The organism is Burkholderia metallica (genome assembly GCF_902832845.1).
Classification (GTDB): domain Bacteria; phylum Pseudomonadota; class Gammaproteobacteria; order Burkholderiales; family Burkholderiaceae; genus Burkholderia; species Burkholderia metallica.
On the sequence record NZ_CADFDB010000012.1, the window covers coordinates 12,017 to 29,046 of the forward strand.

A 17,030-nucleotide genomic window follows, 5' to 3' on the forward strand; every position below is an offset into this window, starting at 1 on the left:
GGAATTCGTCATGGCAAAGATGCAAGCGAAAGTTCAGGCTGACGAGCGCGACGACGGCCTTCGCGAAAAGATGATTTCGGTCAACCGCGTGACCAAGGTCGTGAAGGGTGGCCGTATTCTCGGCTTCGCCGCACTGACCGTGGTTGGCGACGGCGATGGCCGCATCGGTATGGGCAAGGGCAAGGCGAAGGAAGTGCCGGTCGCTGTCCAGAAGGCAATGGAACAAGCTCGCCGCAACATGTTCAAGGTGCCGCTCAAGAACGGCACGCTGCAACACGAAGTGCACGGCAAGCATGGCGCGTCGGCTGTCCTCCTCGCTCCGGCGAAGGCAGGTACGGGCGTGATCGCCGGCGGCCCGATGCGCGCAGTGTTCGACGTGATGGGCGTTCAGAACGTTGTGGCGAAGAGCCACGGTTCGACGAACCCGTACAACCTCGTTCGCGCCACGCTGGACGGTCTGCGCAAGCAGTCCACCCCGGCAGACATCGCGGCGAAGCGCGGCAAGTCCGTCGAAGAAATTTTGGGCTAAGCCCGGGTGGTCACCATGTCTGAAAAAACTGTCAAGGTTCAGCTCGTTAAGAGCCTGATCGGGACCCGCGAATCGCACCGCGCGACCGTGCGTGGCCTGGGCCTGCGCCGACTCAACTCGGTCAGCGAGCTTCAGGACACGCCGGCGGTCCGCGGCATGATCAACAAGGTCTCGTACCTCGTTAAGGTCATCGCGTAAGCGGCCCTACGGATCAAGGAGTTGATATGGAATTGAATAACCTGAAGCCGGCCGCTGGCGCCAAGCACGCCAAGCGTCGCGTCGGCCGTGGCATCGGTTCGGGCCTCGGCAAGACGGCTGGCCGTGGTCACAAGGGTCAGAAATCGCGTTCGGGCGGCTTCCACAAAGTCGGTTTCGAAGGCGGTCAGATGCCGCTGCAACGTCGTCTGCCGAAGCGCGGCTTCACGTCGCTGACGAAGGAATTCGTCGGTGAAGTGCGCCTGAGCGACCTCGAGAAGCTGCCGGTCGACGAGATCGATCTGCTCGCACTGAAGCAAGCCGGCCTGGTCGGCGAGCTGACGAAGAGCGCAAAGATCATCGCGACGGGCGAACTGAAGCGCAAGATCGTCGTGAAGGGTCTCGGTGCCACCAAGGGTGCGCGCGCTGCGATCGAAGCGGCTGGCGGTTCGTTCGCCGAGTGACACGCGTAGCGCGTCGTCACTTGCATTCATCGGAGAAGGTACTTGGCTAACAGCCCGAGTCTTGCAAAACCCGGTCGAAGCACGGCGAAATTCGGCGATCTGCGCCGGCGAGCGATGTTCCTGCTCCTGGCGCTGATCGTCTATCGCATCGGCGCGCACATTCCCGTGCCGGGCATCGATCCGGATCAACTGGCTAAGCTGTTCCAGAGCCAGGCGGGCGGCATCCTGGGCATGTTCAACATGTTCTCGGGTGGCGCGCTTTCCCGCTTCACGATCTTTGCGCTGGGGATCATGCCGTACATCTCGGCGTCGATCATCATGCAGTTGCTGGCGATCGTCTCGCCGCAGCTCGAGGCGCTGAAGAAGGAAGGGCAGGCTGGGCAACGGAAGATCACGCAGTACACGCGGTATTTCACCGTGGTGCTCGCGACCTTCCAGGCGTTCGGTATCGCGGCCGCGCTGGAAAACCAGCCGGGCCTCGTCACCGATCCCGGCATGCTGTTCCGTCTGACGACGGTCGTGACGCTGGTGACGGGCACGATGTTCCTGATGTGGCTCGGCGAGCAGATTACCGAGCGTGGTCTGGGCAACGGTATCTCGATCATCATCTTCGGCGGGATCGCAGCAGGGTTCCCGAACGCCGTCGGTGGGTTGTTCGAACTGGTGCGTACGGGTTCGATGAGCATCATTTCGGCGATCATCATCGTCGTTCTGATTGCCGCGGTGACTTACCTGGTCGTGTTCATCGAACGCGGTCAGCGCAAGATCCTCGTGAACTACGCGAAACGCCAGGTCGGCAACAAGATCTACGGTGGGCAGTCGTCGCATCTGCCGCTGAAGCTGAACATGTCGGGTGTGATTCCGCCGATCTTTGCATCGTCGATCATTCTGTTCCCGGCAACGATTCTCGGCTGGTTCAGTACCGGTCAGCCGACGGGAAGCTGGATTTCCAATACGTTGCATAACGTAGCGGAAGCGCTTAAGCCGGGCCAGCCGGTCTATGTGCTGCTGTACACGCTGGCAATCGTGTTTTTCTGCTTCTTCTACACCGCACTGGTGTTCAACAGCAGGGAAACCGCGGACAACCTGAAGAAGAGCGGCGCGTTTGTTCCGGGCATCCGTCCGGGCGATCAGACCGCACGATATATCGACCGCATCCTCACGCGTCTGACGCTGGCCGGTGCGATCTACATCGTCTTCGTGTGTCTGCTGCCGGAGTTTCTGGTGCTGCGCTGGAACGTGCCGTTTTATTTTGGTGGAACGTCGCTGCTGATCATTGTCGTCGTCACGATGGACTTCATGGCGCAGGTGCAGTCGTACGTTATGTCGCAACAGTATGAGTCGCTGCTCAAGAAGGCTAACTTCAAGGGCGGCAACATCCCGATGCGTTGAAAGGACTATGGCCAAAGACGATGTAATCCAGATGCAGGGTGAGGTGATTGAAAACCTCCCGAATGCGACCTTCCGCGTGAAGCTGGAAAACGGCCATGTCGTGTTGGGGCATATTTCCGGAAAGATGCGGATGCACTACATCCGCATCCTGCCGGGCGACAAGGTGACGGTTGAATTGACGCCTTACGATCTGTCTCGTGCGCGGATCGTGTTCCGGGCGAAGTGATTTGAAAAAAGGGTATTATCATGAAAGTGATGGCATCGGTTAAGCGCATTTGCCGCAATTGCAAGATCATCAAGCGCAAAGGCGTCGTTCGCGTGATCTGCAGCTCGGATCCGCGCCACAAGCAGCGCCAAGGCTGACCGCGCGTTTGTTTGCGCTTTTTGTTTGAGGAAAAACAATGGCTCGTATCGCAGGGGTTAACATCCCGAATCACCAGCACACCGAAATTGGCCTGACGGCGATCTTCGGTGTCGGCCGCACCCGTTCGCGCAGCATCTGCGTGGCAGCTGGCGTCGATTTTTCGAAGAAGGTCAAGGATTTGACCGACGCAGACCTGGAAAAGCTGCGTGAAGAAGTGGGCAAGTTTGTCGTCGAAGGCGATCTGCGCCGTGAAGTGACGATGAACATCAAGCGCCTGATGGACCTCGGTTGCTACCGCGGTGTCCGTCATCGCAAGGGCCTGCCGATGCGCGGTCAGCGTACGCGTACGAACGCACGTACCCGTAAGGGTCCGCGTCGTGCAGCGCAAGCGCTGAAGAAGTAAGCGGAACTGACAGTTACAGGAAAACGTAATGGCTAAGGCTTCGAACACCGCGGCGCAACGCGTTCGCAAGAAGGTTAAGAAGAACGTCGCTGAAGGCGTGGTTCACGTTCACGCGTCGTTCAACAACACGATCATCACGATCACCGATCGCCAAGGCAACGCTCTGGCATGGGCGACGTCGGGCGGTCAGGGCTTCAAGGGCTCGCGCAAATCGACGCCGTTCGCTGCTCAGGTCGCAGCCGAGTCGGCTGGCCGCGTCGCGATGGAATACGGCGTGAAGAATCTGGAAGTGCGGATCAAGGGCCCGGGCCCGGGCCGCGAGTCGGCAGTGCGCGCACTGCACGGCCTCGGCATCAAGATCACCGCGATTTCGGACGTCACCCCGATTCCGCACAACGGCTGCCGTCCGCCGAAGCGTCGTCGTATCTAAAGATGTGCTGGCACGTTCGTGCTGGCGCATTGCCTGTCGCCGCGTAGCGTCGACGGGCGTTGCTTTTTTGATTGACTAAGCCCACCGTTCGCCCCAAAGGGAGCGGACTAGCGCGGATTTCGATCCGCGTGACTGATTGATAAAGGAATGCAAAGTGGCACGTTATATCGGCCCCAAAGCCAAGCTGTCCCGCCGTGAAGGCACCGACCTGTTCCTGAAGAGCGCACGCCGCTCGCTCGCCGACAAGTGCAAGCTCGACAGCAAGCCGGGTCAGCACGGCCGTACCTCGGGCGCACGTACGTCCGACTACGGTACGCAGCTGCGCGAAAAGCAGAAGGTCAAGCGTATCTACGGCGTGCTGGAGCGTCAGTTCCGCCGCTACTTCGCTGAAGCCGACCGCCGCAAGGGCAACACGGGTGAAAACCTGCTGCAACTGCTCGAGTCGCGCCTCGACAACGTCGTGTATCGCATGGGCTTCGGCTCGACCCGCGCTGAAGCGCGTCAGCTGGTGAGCCACAAGTCGATCACCGTGAACGGCGTCGTCGCGAACGTCCCGTCGCAACAAGTGAAGGCAGGTGACGTCGTCGCGATCCGCGAAAAGGCGAAGAAGCAGGCGCGTATCGTCGAAGCGCTGTCGCTGGCTGAGCAAGGCGGCATGCCGAGCTGGGTTGCAGTCGATGCGAAGAAGTTCGAAGGCACGTTCAAGCAAATGCCGGAACGCGCTGAAATCGCAGGCGACATCAACGAAAGCCTGATCGTCGAATTGTATTCGCGTTAATCCGATTGACGGCCGAGGTATCCCGATTGCGTCATGCAAGGAGGGGCCTCGGCTGTTTATTTTCTGGTTGTTACCGGTCAGCCTTATCGGTGTAACGAGCCGAGGGTATTGAAAAGGAAAGCCCATGCAAACCAGTTTGCTGAAACCCAAGATCATCGCCGTGGAATCGCTGGGCGAGAACCACGCGAGGGTGGTCATGGAACCGTTCGAACGCGGTTACGGCCACACCTTGGGCAATGCGCTTCGCCGCGTGCTGCTGTCGTCGATGGTTGGCTACGCGCCGACCGAAGTGACGATCGCGGGCGTGGTGCACGAGTACTCGACGCTGGATGGCGTGCAGGAAGACGTCGTCAACCTGCTGCTGAACCTGAAGGGCGTGGTGTTCAAGCTGCATAACCGTGACGAAGTGACGGTTACGCTGCGCAAGGAAGGTGAAGGTGTTGTCACGGCCGGCGATATCGAGCTGGCCCACGACTGCGAAGTCATCAACCCGAATCACGTGATTGCGCATCTGTCGAAGGGCGGCAAGCTCGACGTTCAGATCAAGATCGAGAAGGGTCGCGGCTATGTGCCCGGCAACGTCCGTCGCTACGGCGAAGACACGGCCAAGATCATCGGCCGCATCGTGCTCGACGCATCGTTCTCGCCGGTTCGCCGCGTGAGCTACGCTGTTGAAAGCGCGCGTGTCGAGCAGCGTACCGACCTCGACAAGCTCGTGATGAACATCGAAACGAGCGGCGTGATCACGCCGGAAGAAGCGATCCGTCAATCGGCCCGCATCCTGGTCGACCAGTTGTCCGTGTTCGCGGCGCTGGAAGGCACGGAAACGGCAGCCGAAGCGCCGTCGCGTGCACCGCAGATCGATCCGATCCTGCTGCGTCCGGTGGACGATCTCGAGCTGACGGTTCGTTCGGCGAACTGCCTGAAGGCCGAGAACATCTACTACATCGGCGACCTGATCCAGCGCACGGAAAACGAGCTGCTGAAGACGCCGAACCTCGGTCGCAAGTCGCTCAACGAGATCAAGGAAGTGCTCGCTTCGCGCGGTCTCACGCTGGGCATGAAGCTCGAGAACTGGCCGCCGGCTGGTCTCGACAAGTAAGCCTGCTTGTAGCACCGCTGTAGCTGGAGTTGGCAAAGATGCGGATTTTCCTTTAAAATCCGCATCTTGCTTTTTTTTCGTTACCGGCCCGTGCACCGTTCGAGGTGCGATAGAAGAGCTGGATCAAAACTTTGAATCAAGGAAACTGAAATGCGCCATCGTCATGGTCTGCGGAAACTGAACCGCACGAGCAGCCACCGTCTGGCTATGCTCCGTAACATGTCCAACTCGCTGATCGAGCACGAAGTCATCAAGACGACGCTGCCGAAGGCGAAGGAACTCCGTAAAGTTGTCGAGCCGCTGATCACGCTCGGCAAGAAGCCGTCGCTGGCAAACCGTCGCCTGGCGTTCAACCGCCTGCGCGATCGTGACTCGGTGGCGAAGCTGTTCGACGTGCTCGGTCCGCGTTTCGCGAACCGTCCGGGCGGCTACCTGCGCGTGCTGAAGTTCGGCTTCCGCGTCGGCGACAACGCACCGATGGCACTGGTCGAACTGCTCGATCGTCCGGAAGTCGACGAAACGGAAAACGTGCAAGAAGCTGAGTAAGCTTCCCGTACGTAGCAGGATCTGAAAAGGGCCGAGCAATTGCTTGGCCCTTTTTGTTTGTCCTGCGCCGGCTGCGATCGATTGTCGCAGGACGACGCCGGCAGCGTTGCGCGGGCTGCGCTACGATACGGGCAGCCGGCGTGATCCCAGGTAGGCAATCCGCGTCGGCAGGAGTCGATACACCAGCCAGGAGGGCGCGGATGATAGTGGTGCTGATGCTGACGACGGTGCCCGATGCGGCGACGGCCCAGGCACTGGCCGACGGCGCGCTCGATGCGCGGTTCGCCGCGTGCGTGTCGGAGCTCGGCGCGATCAAGTCGCGCTATCACTGGCAGGGCAAGGTCGAAACGGCCGACGAGATCCAGTTGCTGTTCAAGACGAGCCCCGTGCGGGCGCTCGAACTGGAGCGATTTATTCTCGCGCATCATCCGTACGAGACGCCCGAAATCGTCTCGTGGCAGGCGACGGCCTCGGCCGCGTACGGCCAGTGGGTGACCAGCGAAACTCAACGTCTATTTCATGTTTAACGGTATGGTGCTTTCCGTGCGCGTGCGTGCGCTGCGGTTCCTCGCAGTCCTGTTGTCGTTCATGGTCGTGCTGGGCAGCCTGTCGGCCGCGCGCGCGGCGGACGATTTCCTCGATCCGTCGGTCGCGTTCAAGTTCAGCGCGAACGAAGCGCCGGGGCAGGTGGATGTCCGCTTCAAGGTCGCCAACGGCTACTACCTGTACCGCGAGCGGTTCGCGTTCGCAGTGAAGAGCGGCCAGGCGACGCTCGGCGATCCGCAATTTCCCGCCGGTCACGTGAAGTTCGACCAGACGTTCCAGAAGGAAGTCGAGACCTATCGCGACGAGGTCGTGATCCACGTGCCGGTCAAGCAGGCGGCGGGGCCGTTCGAGCTCGCGGTCACGTCGCAGGGGTGCGCCGACGAAGGCATCTGCTATCCGCCTGCCGAGCACGTCGTGAAGGTCGACGGCGCGGCCCTGGGCGCGGTCGCGCCGGCCGATGGCGCCGCGGCTTCGGGCAGCTGGTTCGACAAGGTGACGAGCGCCGATTTCGCGCAGTCGCTGCTGGAGGGGCACGGCTTCTTCACGATCGTCGCGCTGTATTTCGTCGCTGGCGTCGTGCTGAGTCTCTTGCCGTGTTCGTATCCGATGATTCCCATCGTGTCGGCGATCATCATCGGCCAGGGCACGCGCGCGACGCATGCGCGCGGCTTTGCGCTGTCGCTCACGTACGTGGTCGGCATGGCGCTCGTCTATACGGTGCTGGGCATCGCGGCCGCGCTGGTTGGCCAGAGCCTCGGCGCGTGGCTGCAGAACCCGTGGGTGCTCGGCGCATTCGGCGTGCTGCTCACCGCGTTCGCGATTTCGCTGATCTCGGGCAAGGACATCGCGCTGCCCGCGCGCTGGCAGAACGGCGCGGCCGACGCGTCGAGCGCGCGCCAGGGCGGCCACTTCGTCGCGGTCGCCGCGATGGGCGCGCTGTCGGCGCTGGTCGTCGGAGCGTGCATGACGGCGCCGCTGTTTGCGGTGCTCGCGTTCATCGCGCACACCGGCAATGCGCTGCTCGGCGGTGCCGCGCTGTTCGCGATGGGTCTCGGGCTCGGCGTGCCGCTGCTCGTCGTCGGCGTCGGCGCGGGCACGGTCCTGCCGCGGGCCGGCGCATGGATGGACGGCGTGAAGGTGTTCTTCGGGATCGTGCTGCTCGCTGCCGCGCTATGGATCGTGTGGCCGGTGCTCGCGGGCGGCGTGAAGATGGTGCTCGCCGCGCTGTGGCTGCTCGTCGCGGCCGCGGCGCTCGGCCTGTTTACGCCGCATGCAGGTGCCGCGTCGATCTGGCGCCGCCTCGGCCGCGGCCTCGGCGCCGCGCTCGCGATCTGGGCGGCGACGCTGCTCGTCGGTCTTGCCGCCGGCTCCAACGACCCCGTCAAGCCGCTGGCCATCCTCGCGGCACGCACGGTTGCGTCGGGCGGTGCATCGGCCGTCGGTGCGCCTTCCGCGCAGGGAGAGGCCGCGTTCGCACCGGTGCGTTCCAGCGGCGAACTCGACGCGTTGCTGAAGACGTCGGGACGGCCCGTGATGCTCGATTTCTACGCAGACTGGTGCGTGAGTTGCAAGGAGATGGAGCATTTGACGTTCACCGACGCGCGCGTGCAGAAGCGGCTCGCGCAGCTTCACCTCGTGCGTGCGGACGTCACGGCGAACAACGCGGACGATCAGGCGCTGCTGAAGCGTTTCAACCTGTTCGGGCCGCCGGGGATCATCTTCTTCGATCGCAACGGCAACGAGATCGGCCGGGTGGTCGGCTATCAGGCGGCCGAGACGTTCCTGCGTAGTCTCGATCGTGCGGCGGTACCGACGGTTTAACGCAGATTCGCGTGCGCACGTCGGCCGCTTCCGCGTCGACTTCATGAAAAAAACGGCGGGACACCGAAGTGTCCCGCCGTTTCGCTTGATGCCGGCAGTCGTGCGGCTCAGCGCTGCGCCTTCAGCAGACGTGCGGCATCGAGCGCGAAGTACGTGAGCACGCCATCGGCGCCTGCGCGCTTGAACGCGAGCAGCGATTCGAGCACGACCTTGTCATGGTCGAGCCAGCCGTTCATCGCCGCTGCCTTCAGCATCGCGTATTCGCCGCTCACCTGGTACACGTAGGTCGGGAAGCGGAACTCGTCCTTCACGCGGCGCACGATGTCGAGGTACGGCATGCCGGGCTTGACCATCACCATGTCGGCGCCTTCGTCGATGTCGAGACGCACCTCGCGCAGCGCTTCGTCGCTGTTCGCCGGATCCATCTGGTAGGTCATCTTGTTGCCCTTGCCCAGATTCGACGCCGAGCCGACCGCATCGCGGAACGGACCGTAGAACGCCGATGCAAACTTGGCCGAGTACGCCATGATCCGCGTGTGGATATGGCCGTCGCTTTCCAGCATTTCGCGGATCGCGCCGATGCGGCCGTCCATCATGTCCGACGGTGCGACGATGTCGACGCCGGCTTCCGCCTGCGCACGCGCCTGATCGATCAGGATCTCGATCGTGTCGTCGTTGATCACGTAGCCGTTCTCGTCGAGCACGCCGTCCTGGCCGTGGCTCGTGTACGGATCGAGTGCTACGTCGGTCAGTACGCCGAGTTCGGGGAAGCGCTTTTTCAGCTCGCGCACCGCACGCGGGATCAGGCCGTCCGGATTGGCCGCTTCGCGGCCGTCGGGCGTCTTCAGCGACGGCTCGATGGCCGGGAACAGCGACAGCACGGGCACGCCGAGTTCGACGCATTGCTCGGCGACGTGCATCAGCAGATCGACCGACACGCGCTCGACACCGGGCATCGACGGGATGCTCTGGCGTTCGTTGGTGCCATCGACGACGAACACCGGATAGATCAGGTCGTCCGTGGTCAGGCGGTTTTCGCGCATCAGGCGCCGGGAGAAGTCGTCGCGGCGCATCCGGCGCGGACGATGAAGCGGATGAAAGCTCATGGCGATTGAATGGAAATCAGGGCAGTAAGGGCCTTGCGGAACCCTTAGGTCATTTTCGAGATCGTTGGTATATGATAGCGATCGAGCGGCACGCGTAGCGTGCAGCTCCCCGCTTCTCCTCCCTGAGCGGGTGCCTGTCGTTTTTCGATTAGGCTGTTTGACCCGCCGTTCAACGGCGGGTTTTTTTATGAGCCGGCCGAAATCGCAGACGCCGTCAGGTGCGCGCCGCCGATCCCGGCCGCGCGTTGCCCGCTCATTGTGCTACAGGCTCGCTTTTTTCGTCGGCGACGGACGGCCGCACCCAGCTCTCGATCAGCTCGTGCGCTTCGTCGAGCCCCGTGCGCTTCAGCGCGGAGAACAGCTGGACCGTCAGCTTGCCCTGCACGCCCTGGTCACGATAGGCATCGAGCCCCTTTTGCGTGGTGCGCAGCGCATTGATGCTTTCCTGCCGCGTCAATTTGTCGCACTTCGTCAGCAACGTGTGGATCGGCTTGCCGGTCGGCACGAACCACTCGATCATCCGGCGATCGAGATCGGTCAGTGGACGGCGCGAATCCATCATCAGGATCAGGCCGCACAACTGCGAGCGCGTCGCGAGATAGGACGACAGCAGCATTTCCCAGTGCGCCTTGGCGGCGCCGGGCACCTCCGCGTAGCCGTAGCCGGGCAGGTCGACGAGATTCGCGACGGGCTCGGCGGCCGGGCCGACGGAGAAGTAGTTGATATGCTGCGTGCGGCCGGGCGTCTTCGACGCGAAGGCGAGCCGCTTCTGGTTGCACAGCACGTTGATCGCCGTCGACTTGCCGGCATTCGAGCGGCCCGCGAACGCGATTTCCGGCTGGACCGTCGGCGGCAGGTCGCGCAGATGGTTGACGGTCGTGTAGAAGCGGGCTTGATGGAGCAGAAAGGCCATGGGAACCGGAAGGACGGGCGGCGCAAGCCGCTTGGTGGAGGCGGGGTAGCCCCGATAGGCGCGGGAGCTTTCAACACGATATTGTACAATACGGCGGTTTTACCGAAGGCCACCGGGCGCCTGCCTCGCGCTTTTATGTGGCTTCTGCGGTAGACTGAACGCCGTCGTTTTTTGCAGAACCTCAAATTCCCACAAGACGAAACAGGGTGTGCGAATGAATCGACTGTGCAAGTCTCTGATGGTGCTTCAGGTTGCAGCAGGGTTCGTAGGTTTCGTAGCGGAGGCAAACGCGGCAGATGCGGCCAAGCCGGATCTCGACCGCGGCAAGGCAATTGCCGGGCAAGTATGCGCGTCGTGTCACGGCGCCGACGGCAATAGCGCGTCGGGCAGTTTCCCGAAGCTCGCCGGCCAGCATCCCGAATATCTGGTCAAGCAGTTGAACGACTTCAAGACGCAGCCGGGCGCGAAGGGGCCGGTGCGTAACAACGCGGTGATGGTCGGATTCGCGAGCGCGTTGAGCGCGGACGACATGCGCAACGTCGCCGCGTACTACGGGTCGCAGACGACGAAGCTCGGTACCGCGCGCGATGCGGCCACCGTGCCGATCGGCCAGAAGATCTATCGCGGCGGCATCGCGGAGAAGGGCGTTCCCGCCTGCGCGAGCTGTCACGGGCCGACAGGGCAGGGGATTCCGGTCCAGTATCCGCGGCTGTCCGGGCAATGGGCCGATTACACGGTCGCGCAGTTGACCGCGTTCCAGCAGGGTGCCGGTGCGCGCAACAACAACGAGGCGATGCATCAGATCGCGACGCGGCTGTCGGACAACGAGATCAAGGCCGTCGCGGATTACATCGCGGGCCTGCGTTGAGCGGTCGGCCGCGAATGGCATGACCGGGCGCCCGAAGGGCGGCCGGAGTCAGAACAAGAAAAGGGTGGGGCGCCGCATCGTCGCGGTTGCCTCGCCCTTCTTTTTTGTCGGCACTCGCCGGGCCAGGCCAGGATGGAAGGGCTTGCCGGAGAGGGGGGGCTGCGCCCCCAGGCGAACCAAGTAAGTGTCGGGGGCGGTTTCCCCCTAAGTCGGAGTTTGAATGAGCGTTACCACGTCGGGGTTGCAGTCGAAGTCGGGTCAGGGTGCGTCGAAGCGCGCGGTCGAGCTGCTGAGCTCGATGCGCTTCGCGATTGCGTTGCTGGTCGTGCTGTCGATCGCGAGCATCATCGGCACGGTGCTGACCCAGGACGATCCGTATCCGAACTACGTGAACCAGTTCGGGCCGTTCTGGGCGGACATCTTCCGCTCGCTCGGCCTGTACAACGTGTACAGCGCATGGTGGTTCATGCTGATCCTGATCTTCCTCGTCGTGTCGATCTCGCTGTGCGTGATCCGCAACGCGCCGAAGATGCTCGCCGACGCGAAGAGCTGGAAGGACAAGGTTCGCGAAGGCAGCCTGCGCGCGTTCCACCACAAGGCCGAGTACACGGCTGCCGGTACGCGCGCGACGGTCGCGGCGACGCTCGCCACGTTCGTCACCAAGGCCGGCTACAAGCACGTCGTGCGTGAAAACGACGGTGCGACGCTGATTTCCGCGAAGCGCGGCGCGATGACCCGGTGGGGCTACATCTCCGCACACCTCGCGATCGTCGTGATCTGTATCGGCGGCCTGCTCGACAGCAACCTGCCGATCAAATTCCAGATGTGGATGTTCGGCAAGAGCCCGGTCAACACGAGCGCGACGATCAGCGAGATCGCGCCCGACCATCGCCTGTCCGCGTCGAACCCGACGTTCCGCGGCTATGCGTGGGTGCCCGAGGGGCAGTTCGTGTCGACCGCGATCCTGAACCAGCCGAGCGGCTCGCTGATCCAGGATCTGCCGTTCTCGATCCAGCTCAACAAGTTCATCGTCGACTACTACACGACGGGCATGCCGAAGCTGTTCGCGAGCGACATCGTCGTGATCGATCGCGAGACCGGCCAGAAGATTCCGGCGCGTGTCGAGGTCAACAAGCCGTTCACGTACAAGGGCGTGTCGATCTACCAGTCGAGCTTCCAGGATGGCGGCTCGCAAATGCAGATGACGGCCTACCCGATGACGGGCGGCAACGCGAAGACCTTCCCCGTGAAGGGCACGATCGGCAGTTCGGCGCCGCTGCAGATGCCGGGCGCCGACGGCGACACGATTGAGTTCTCCGATTTCCGCGCGATCAACGTCGAGAACATGGCCGACGCGAACGGCAAGCCGGACGTGCGCGGTGTCGCGACGACGAGCTCGCTGAAGGAAGTGTTCGACGAGCGGCTCGGCTCCGGCGCGAAGACGTCGAAGCCGACGCAGCTCCACAACATCGGCCCGTCCGTGCAGTACAAGATCCGCGGCAAGGACGGCCAGGCGCGCGAATTCAACAACTACATGCTGCCCGTCGACATGAACGGCGAGCGCGTGTTCCTCGCCGGCGTGCGCGCGAGCCCGAACGACCCGTTCCGCTACATGCGGATTCCGGCCGACAGCCAGGATTCGATCGGCGAATGGATGCATCTGCGCGCCGCGCTCGAGGATCCGTCCGTGCGCGCCGAAGCCGCCGCGCGCTTTGCGCAGCGTTCGCTGCCGGGCACCGACGCATCGCTGCGCAGCCGCCTCCAGGACAGCGCATCGAAGGTGCTGACCCTTTTTGCGGCAAGCGACGACAGCGTCGGTCGCGGCGCGGACGGCCAGCCGATCGGCGGCTTCCAGGCCGTCGCGACGTTCATCGACCGTTCGGTGCCGAAGGCCGAGCAGGAGAAGGCCGCGAGCCTGCTACTGCGGATGCTCGAAGGCTCGATGTGGGAGGTCTGGCAGATCGCGCGCGAGCGTGCGGGCGAGCCGGCCGCGCAGCAGGGCACCGACACGATCCGCTTCGTGCAGAACGCGATCAACGCGCTATCCGACAGCTTTTTGTATGGATCGCCGGTCTATTTGCAGCTTGACTCATTCAAGCAGGTGCAAGCTTCGGTATTTCAGTTGACGCGCGCACCCGGCAAGAATCTGGTGTATCTTGGCAGCCTGCTGCTGGTCGCCGGCATCTTCTCGATGTTCTACGTGCGCGAGCGGCGCCTCTGGTTCTGGCTGAAGGACGCCGGTTCGGGCGTCGATGTGGTGATGGCAATGTCCACGGCCCGCAAGACCTTCGATTTCGAGAAAGAATTCGTGCAGACGCGCGACGCGGCCGGTGCCGCCCTGCGTGCCGCACCTCGCGACGCCGCGCCGGCCGGTGCGGCATCGACGGCCCGTACGCCTGCCGGCGGCGGTTCCGATTCCGAGAATTCCACCCGGTAACATCATGGATCTCACACACGTTTCCTCTTCCCAGCGGGCGTCGGCCCAGGCTCCGGCCACGGCGCCGCTGTTCGACGACCGTCCGTTCCTCGCGCGCCTGTCGCTGCTCGACTGGCTGTTCGCACTGGCGCTCGTGGCGGGCGCGGGCTATGCGCTCGTGCACTACAACGCGCACATGGATTACTACGACAAGGCGGTGATGATCGGCACCGTGCCGGCGCTCATCGCGCTCGGCTGGCGCTGGAAGCCCGCGCGGCTGATGATGGCGTCGATCGCCGTGCTGGCGCTGCTGTCGATTCAGATCTACGAGGGCGATCTTGCGCGCGCCGATTCCGCGTTCTTCCTCAAGTACTTCCTGTCGAGCCAGTCGGCGATCCTGTGGATGAGCGCGCTGTTCGTGCTCGCGACGATCTTCTACTGGATCGGGCTGCTCGCGCGCTCGGAGTCGGGTTCCGCGATCGGGCAGAAGCTCACGTGGGTCGCCGTGCTGATGGGCTTCACCGGCCTGATGGTGCGCTGGTACGAGTCCTACCTGATCGGCGCGGACGTCGGCCACATCCCCGTGTCGAACCTGTATGAAGTGTTCGTGCTGTTCAGCCTGATCACCGCGCTGCTCTATCTGTATTACGAGGGCCACTACGGCACGCGTTCGCTCGGCGCGTTCGTGCTGCTGGTGATCAGCGCGGCGGTGGGCTTCCTGATGTGGTATTCGGTCGCGCGCGATGCGCAGCAGATCCAGCCGCTCGTGCCGGCGCTGCAGAGCTGGTGGATGAAGATCCACGTGCCGGCCAACTTCATCGGCTACGGCAGCTTCGCGCTGTCGGCGATGGTGTCGGTCGCGTATCTGATGAAGGAGCGCGGGGTCCTCGCCGATCGCCTGCCGACGCTCGAAGTGCTCGACGACGTGATGTACAAGTCGATCGCGGTTGGTTTCGCGTTCTTCACGATCGCGACGATCCTCGGCGCACTGTGGGCCGCCGAAGCGTGGGGCGGCTACTGGAGCTGGGACCCGAAGGAAACCTGGGCGCTGATCGTGTGGCTCAACTACGCGGCATGGCTGCACATGCGCCTGATGAAAGGCCTGCGCGGCACGGTGGCCGCATGGTGGGCGCTCACCGGCCTGCTCGTGACGACCTTCGCGTTCCTCGGTGTCAACATGTTCCTGTCCGGGCTGCACAGCTACGGCAAGCTGTAAGATTTCCGCTGCTCGTCCGACTATGAGACCGCCGGCGCACTGCGTGCCCGGCGGTTTTCTTTTGTAACGGGCGAGCGGTCCGGGCGTCGAACGGCGCAAGACGGGTCGGGTCGAACGCTCATGAAGCTGCGCGCCGCGCAGGCACGAGGAGCAACACGATGTGGATCAAACGCCCTTTGCGGAACGTCCTGACCGGCGCGGATATTGCGCCGGGCGAGATTACGCCGCGCGCCGTCTTCGAGAACCGGCGGCGCGTATTGCAGGCGGCCGGCCTTGCGGCGGCGGGCGGGCTGCTCGGCGGCAGCGGCGCAGCATGGGCCGCTTATGCGTCGCCCGATGCGCGGGCCGCGAAGCTGGCGGCCAAGACGAACCCGAAGTTCGTCGCGGCCGACAAGGTGACGCCGTTCAAGGACATTACGTCCTACAACAACTTCTACGAATTCGGCACCGACAAGAGCGACCCCGCGCAGAACGCCGGCACGTTGCGGCCGCGTCCGTGGCGCGTGAGCGTCGAGGGCGAGGTGCTGCATCCGAAGGTGTTCGATCTCGACGAGCTGCTCAAGCTCGCGCCGCTCGAAGAGCGCGTATACCGGCTGCGCTGCGTCGAGGGATGGTCGATGGTGATCCCGTGGATCGGCGTGCCGTTGTCTGAGCTGATCAAGCGCGTGCAGCCGACCGGCAACGCGAAATACGTGCAGTTCGTCACGCTCGCCGATCCGTCGCAGATGCCCGGCCTGTCGACGCCGGTGCTCGACTGGCCGTACTCGGAAGGGCTGCGGATGGACGAGGCGATGAACCCGCTGACGCTGCTGACGATGGGCGTCTACGGGCAGGTGCTGCCGAACCAGAACGGCGCGCCGGTGCGCATCGTCGTGCCGTGGAAGTACGGCTTCAAGAGCGCGAAATCGCTCGTGAAGATCCGCTTTGTCGACAGGCAGCCGAAGACGAGCTGGAACACGTACGCGTCGAACGAGTACGGCTTTTATTCGAACGTGAACCCGAACGTCGATCATCCGCGCTGGAGCCAGGCGACCGAGCGGCGCATCGGCGAGGACGGCTTCTTCACGCCGAAGCGCAAGACCCTGATGTTCAACGGCTACGGCGATCTCGTCGCGTCGATGTATCAGGGCATGGACCTGAAGAAGAATTTCTGAGCGCGCCGGTGAGAAACGACATGCCTCCTTCGACGCTGACACCGCCGCGCGCCGCCGGCGCCGAGCCCGCTGCGCGGGCCGGGGCGCGCCGGCCGGCCGCGCCGCGCTGGCTCGCGCCGGCCAAGGGTCTGGTGTTTGCGGCTGGCCTTTATCCGCTCGCGCGTCTCGTGCTGTTCGGGCTGACCGACCGGCTCGGCGCGAATCCGATCGAGTTCATCACGCGCTCGACGGGCCTCTGGACGCTCGTTCTGCTCTGCGTCACGCTCGCCGTCACGCCGCTTCGGCGCATGACGGGGTTCGCCGCGCTGCTGCGTTTTCGGCGGATGATCGGGCTGTTCGCGTTCTTCTACGCGACGCTGCACTTCACGACCTACCTCTGGTTCGACAAGTGGTTCGACGTCGTCGCGATCCTGAAGGACGTCGGCAAGCGCCCGTTCATCACGGTCGGTTTCGCCGCGTTCGTGCTGCTGATCCCGCTCGCGGCCACGTCGCCGCGCGCGATGGTGCGCCGGCTCGGCCGGCACTGGGCGACGCTGCACAGCGCGATCTACGCGATCGCGCTGTTCGGCGTGCTGCACTTCTGGTGGATGCGGGCCGGCAAGCACAATCTCGCGCAGCCGAAGCTGTATGCGGCGATCGTCGCCGCGCTGCTCGGCTGGCGGCTGCTTGCGTGGGGATGGCGGCGCGTGCGCGCATGACGGCGCAGGCTGGAAAAACAAAAGGCGATGACCGGGGAGTCATCGCCTCGTTTCGCGAGCCGTGCTGGCGGCGGCGCGCCGTTATTTCG

The 17,030-nt window shown here is 63.6% G+C and carries 20 protein-coding genes; 18 read left to right on the forward strand and 2 right to left on the reverse strand.

Annotated elements, in window-relative coordinates:
• The first annotated feature begins 10 nt into the window (after window positions 1-10).
• From rpsE to dsbD, 13 genes are all read left to right on the forward strand, one after another.
• Entirely contained in the window at window positions 11-529 is a 519-nt protein-coding gene (gene rpsE, locus HWX08_RS27925) for a 30S ribosomal protein S5 (protein ID WP_006482895.1), read from the forward strand.
• 15 nt (window positions 530-544) lie between these two features.
• Entirely contained in the window at window positions 545-727 is a 183-nt protein-coding gene (gene rpmD / locus HWX08_RS27930; RefSeq protein ID WP_006400644.1) for a 50S ribosomal protein L30, read from the forward strand.
• A gap of 26 nt (window positions 728-753) precedes the next feature.
• On the forward strand, window positions 754-1,188 hold the full coding sequence (gene rplO / locus HWX08_RS27935) for a 50S ribosomal protein L15 (protein ID WP_006477180.1): 435 nt from the start codon (window positions 754-756) through the stop codon (window positions 1,186-1,188).
• Window positions 1,189-1,230: 42 nt separating this feature from the next.
• The gene (secY, locus tag HWX08_RS27940) at window positions 1,231-2,580 is read left to right on the forward strand and encodes a preprotein translocase subunit SecY (protein ID WP_006482915.1); all 1,350 of its coding nucleotides are present in this window, start codon (window positions 1,231-1,233) and stop codon (window positions 2,578-2,580) included.
• Window positions 2,581-2,587: 7 nt separating this feature from the next.
• Entirely contained in the window at window positions 2,588-2,806 is a 219-nt protein-coding gene (gene infA / locus HWX08_RS27945; RefSeq protein ID WP_004521905.1) for a translation initiation factor IF-1, read from the forward strand.
• Between the two features lie 20 nt (window positions 2,807-2,826).
• Complete coding sequence (gene rpmJ, locus HWX08_RS27950; protein WP_004199844.1) at window positions 2,827-2,943, forward strand: 50S ribosomal protein L36; 117 nt, start codon at window positions 2,827-2,829, stop codon at window positions 2,941-2,943.
• Window positions 2,944-2,981: 38 nt separating this feature from the next.
• Window positions 2,982-3,347: a 30S ribosomal protein S13 gene (rpsM, locus tag HWX08_RS27955; protein WP_006477178.1), complete on the forward strand. Its 366-nt coding sequence runs from the start codon at window positions 2,982-2,984 to the stop codon at window positions 3,345-3,347.
• A 28-nt stretch (window positions 3,348-3,375) separates the two neighbouring features.
• Complete coding sequence (gene rpsK / locus HWX08_RS27960) at window positions 3,376-3,777, forward strand: 30S ribosomal protein S11 (protein WP_004197937.1); 402 nt, start codon at window positions 3,376-3,378, stop codon at window positions 3,775-3,777.
• 154 nt (window positions 3,778-3,931) lie between these two features.
• A complete protein-coding gene (rpsD, locus tag HWX08_RS27965; protein WP_006477177.1) occupies window positions 3,932-4,555 on the forward strand; it encodes a 30S ribosomal protein S4 in 624 nt (207 codons plus the stop codon).
• 124 nt (window positions 4,556-4,679) lie between these two features.
• On the forward strand, window positions 4,680-5,657 hold the full coding sequence (locus HWX08_RS27970; RefSeq protein ID WP_006477176.1) for a DNA-directed RNA polymerase subunit alpha: 978 nt from the start codon (window positions 4,680-4,682) through the stop codon (window positions 5,655-5,657).
• A gap of 150 nt (window positions 5,658-5,807) precedes the next feature.
• Window positions 5,808-6,203 (forward strand): 50S ribosomal protein L17, encoded by a 396-nt coding sequence (rplQ, locus tag HWX08_RS27975; protein ID WP_006477175.1) that lies wholly within the window; start codon window positions 5,808-5,810, stop codon window positions 6,201-6,203.
• Between the two features lie 200 nt (window positions 6,204-6,403).
• The gene (gene cutA / locus HWX08_RS27980; protein WP_069255533.1) at window positions 6,404-6,730 is read left to right on the forward strand and encodes a divalent-cation tolerance protein CutA; all 327 of its coding nucleotides are present in this window, start codon (window positions 6,404-6,406) and stop codon (window positions 6,728-6,730) included.
• On the forward strand, window positions 6,723-8,570 hold the full coding sequence (dsbD, locus tag HWX08_RS27985) for a protein-disulfide reductase DsbD (RefSeq protein WP_174922639.1): 1,848 nt from the start codon (window positions 6,723-6,725) through the stop codon (window positions 8,568-8,570). Before cutA ends, dsbD begins: the two co-directional genes overlap by 8 nt.
• Before the next feature lie 107 nt (window positions 8,571-8,677).
• Here dsbD and hemB read toward each other — a convergent pair whose 3' ends face one another.
• Window positions 8,678-9,676: a porphobilinogen synthase gene (hemB, locus tag HWX08_RS27990; RefSeq protein ID WP_174922638.1), complete on the reverse strand. Its 999-nt coding sequence runs from the start codon at window positions 9,674-9,676 to the stop codon at window positions 8,678-8,680.
• A gap of 253 nt (window positions 9,677-9,929) precedes the next feature.
• Window positions 9,930-10,589, reverse strand: coding sequence for a ribosome biogenesis GTP-binding protein YihA/YsxC (gene yihA, locus HWX08_RS27995; protein WP_069255536.1), 660 nt, complete (start codon window positions 10,587-10,589; stop codon window positions 9,930-9,932).
• Window positions 10,590-10,803: 214 nt separating this feature from the next.
• On the opposite strand from yihA, the gene HWX08_RS28000 reads away from it, so the two are divergent.
• From HWX08_RS28000 to msrQ, 5 genes are all read left to right on the forward strand, one after another.
• Window positions 10,804-11,457, forward strand: a complete 654-nt coding sequence (locus tag HWX08_RS28000; RefSeq protein ID WP_069255537.1) for a c-type cytochrome — start codon at window positions 10,804-10,806, stop codon at window positions 11,455-11,457.
• A 220-nt stretch (window positions 11,458-11,677) separates the two neighbouring features.
• Window positions 11,678-13,894 carry a cytochrome c biogenesis protein ResB gene (locus HWX08_RS28005; protein WP_174922637.1) on the forward strand — a complete coding sequence of 739 codons (2,217 nt, stop codon included), beginning with the start codon at window positions 11,678-11,680 and terminating at the stop codon, window positions 13,892-13,894.
• Window positions 13,895-13,898: 4 nt separating this feature from the next.
• Window positions 13,899-15,089 (forward strand): c-type cytochrome biogenesis protein CcsB, encoded by a 1,191-nt coding sequence (ccsB, locus tag HWX08_RS28010; RefSeq protein ID WP_174922636.1) that lies wholly within the window; start codon window positions 13,899-13,901, stop codon window positions 15,087-15,089.
• A 158-nt stretch (window positions 15,090-15,247) separates the two neighbouring features.
• Entirely contained in the window at window positions 15,248-16,243 is a 996-nt protein-coding gene (gene msrP, locus HWX08_RS28015) for a protein-methionine-sulfoxide reductase catalytic subunit MsrP (protein WP_174922635.1), read from the forward strand.
• A 20-nt stretch (window positions 16,244-16,263) separates the two neighbouring features.
• Window positions 16,264-16,941: a protein-methionine-sulfoxide reductase heme-binding subunit MsrQ gene (gene msrQ, locus HWX08_RS28020; RefSeq protein ID WP_174922634.1), complete on the forward strand. Its 678-nt coding sequence runs from the start codon at window positions 16,264-16,266 to the stop codon at window positions 16,939-16,941.
• Window positions 16,942-17,030: the final 89 nt, after the last annotated feature.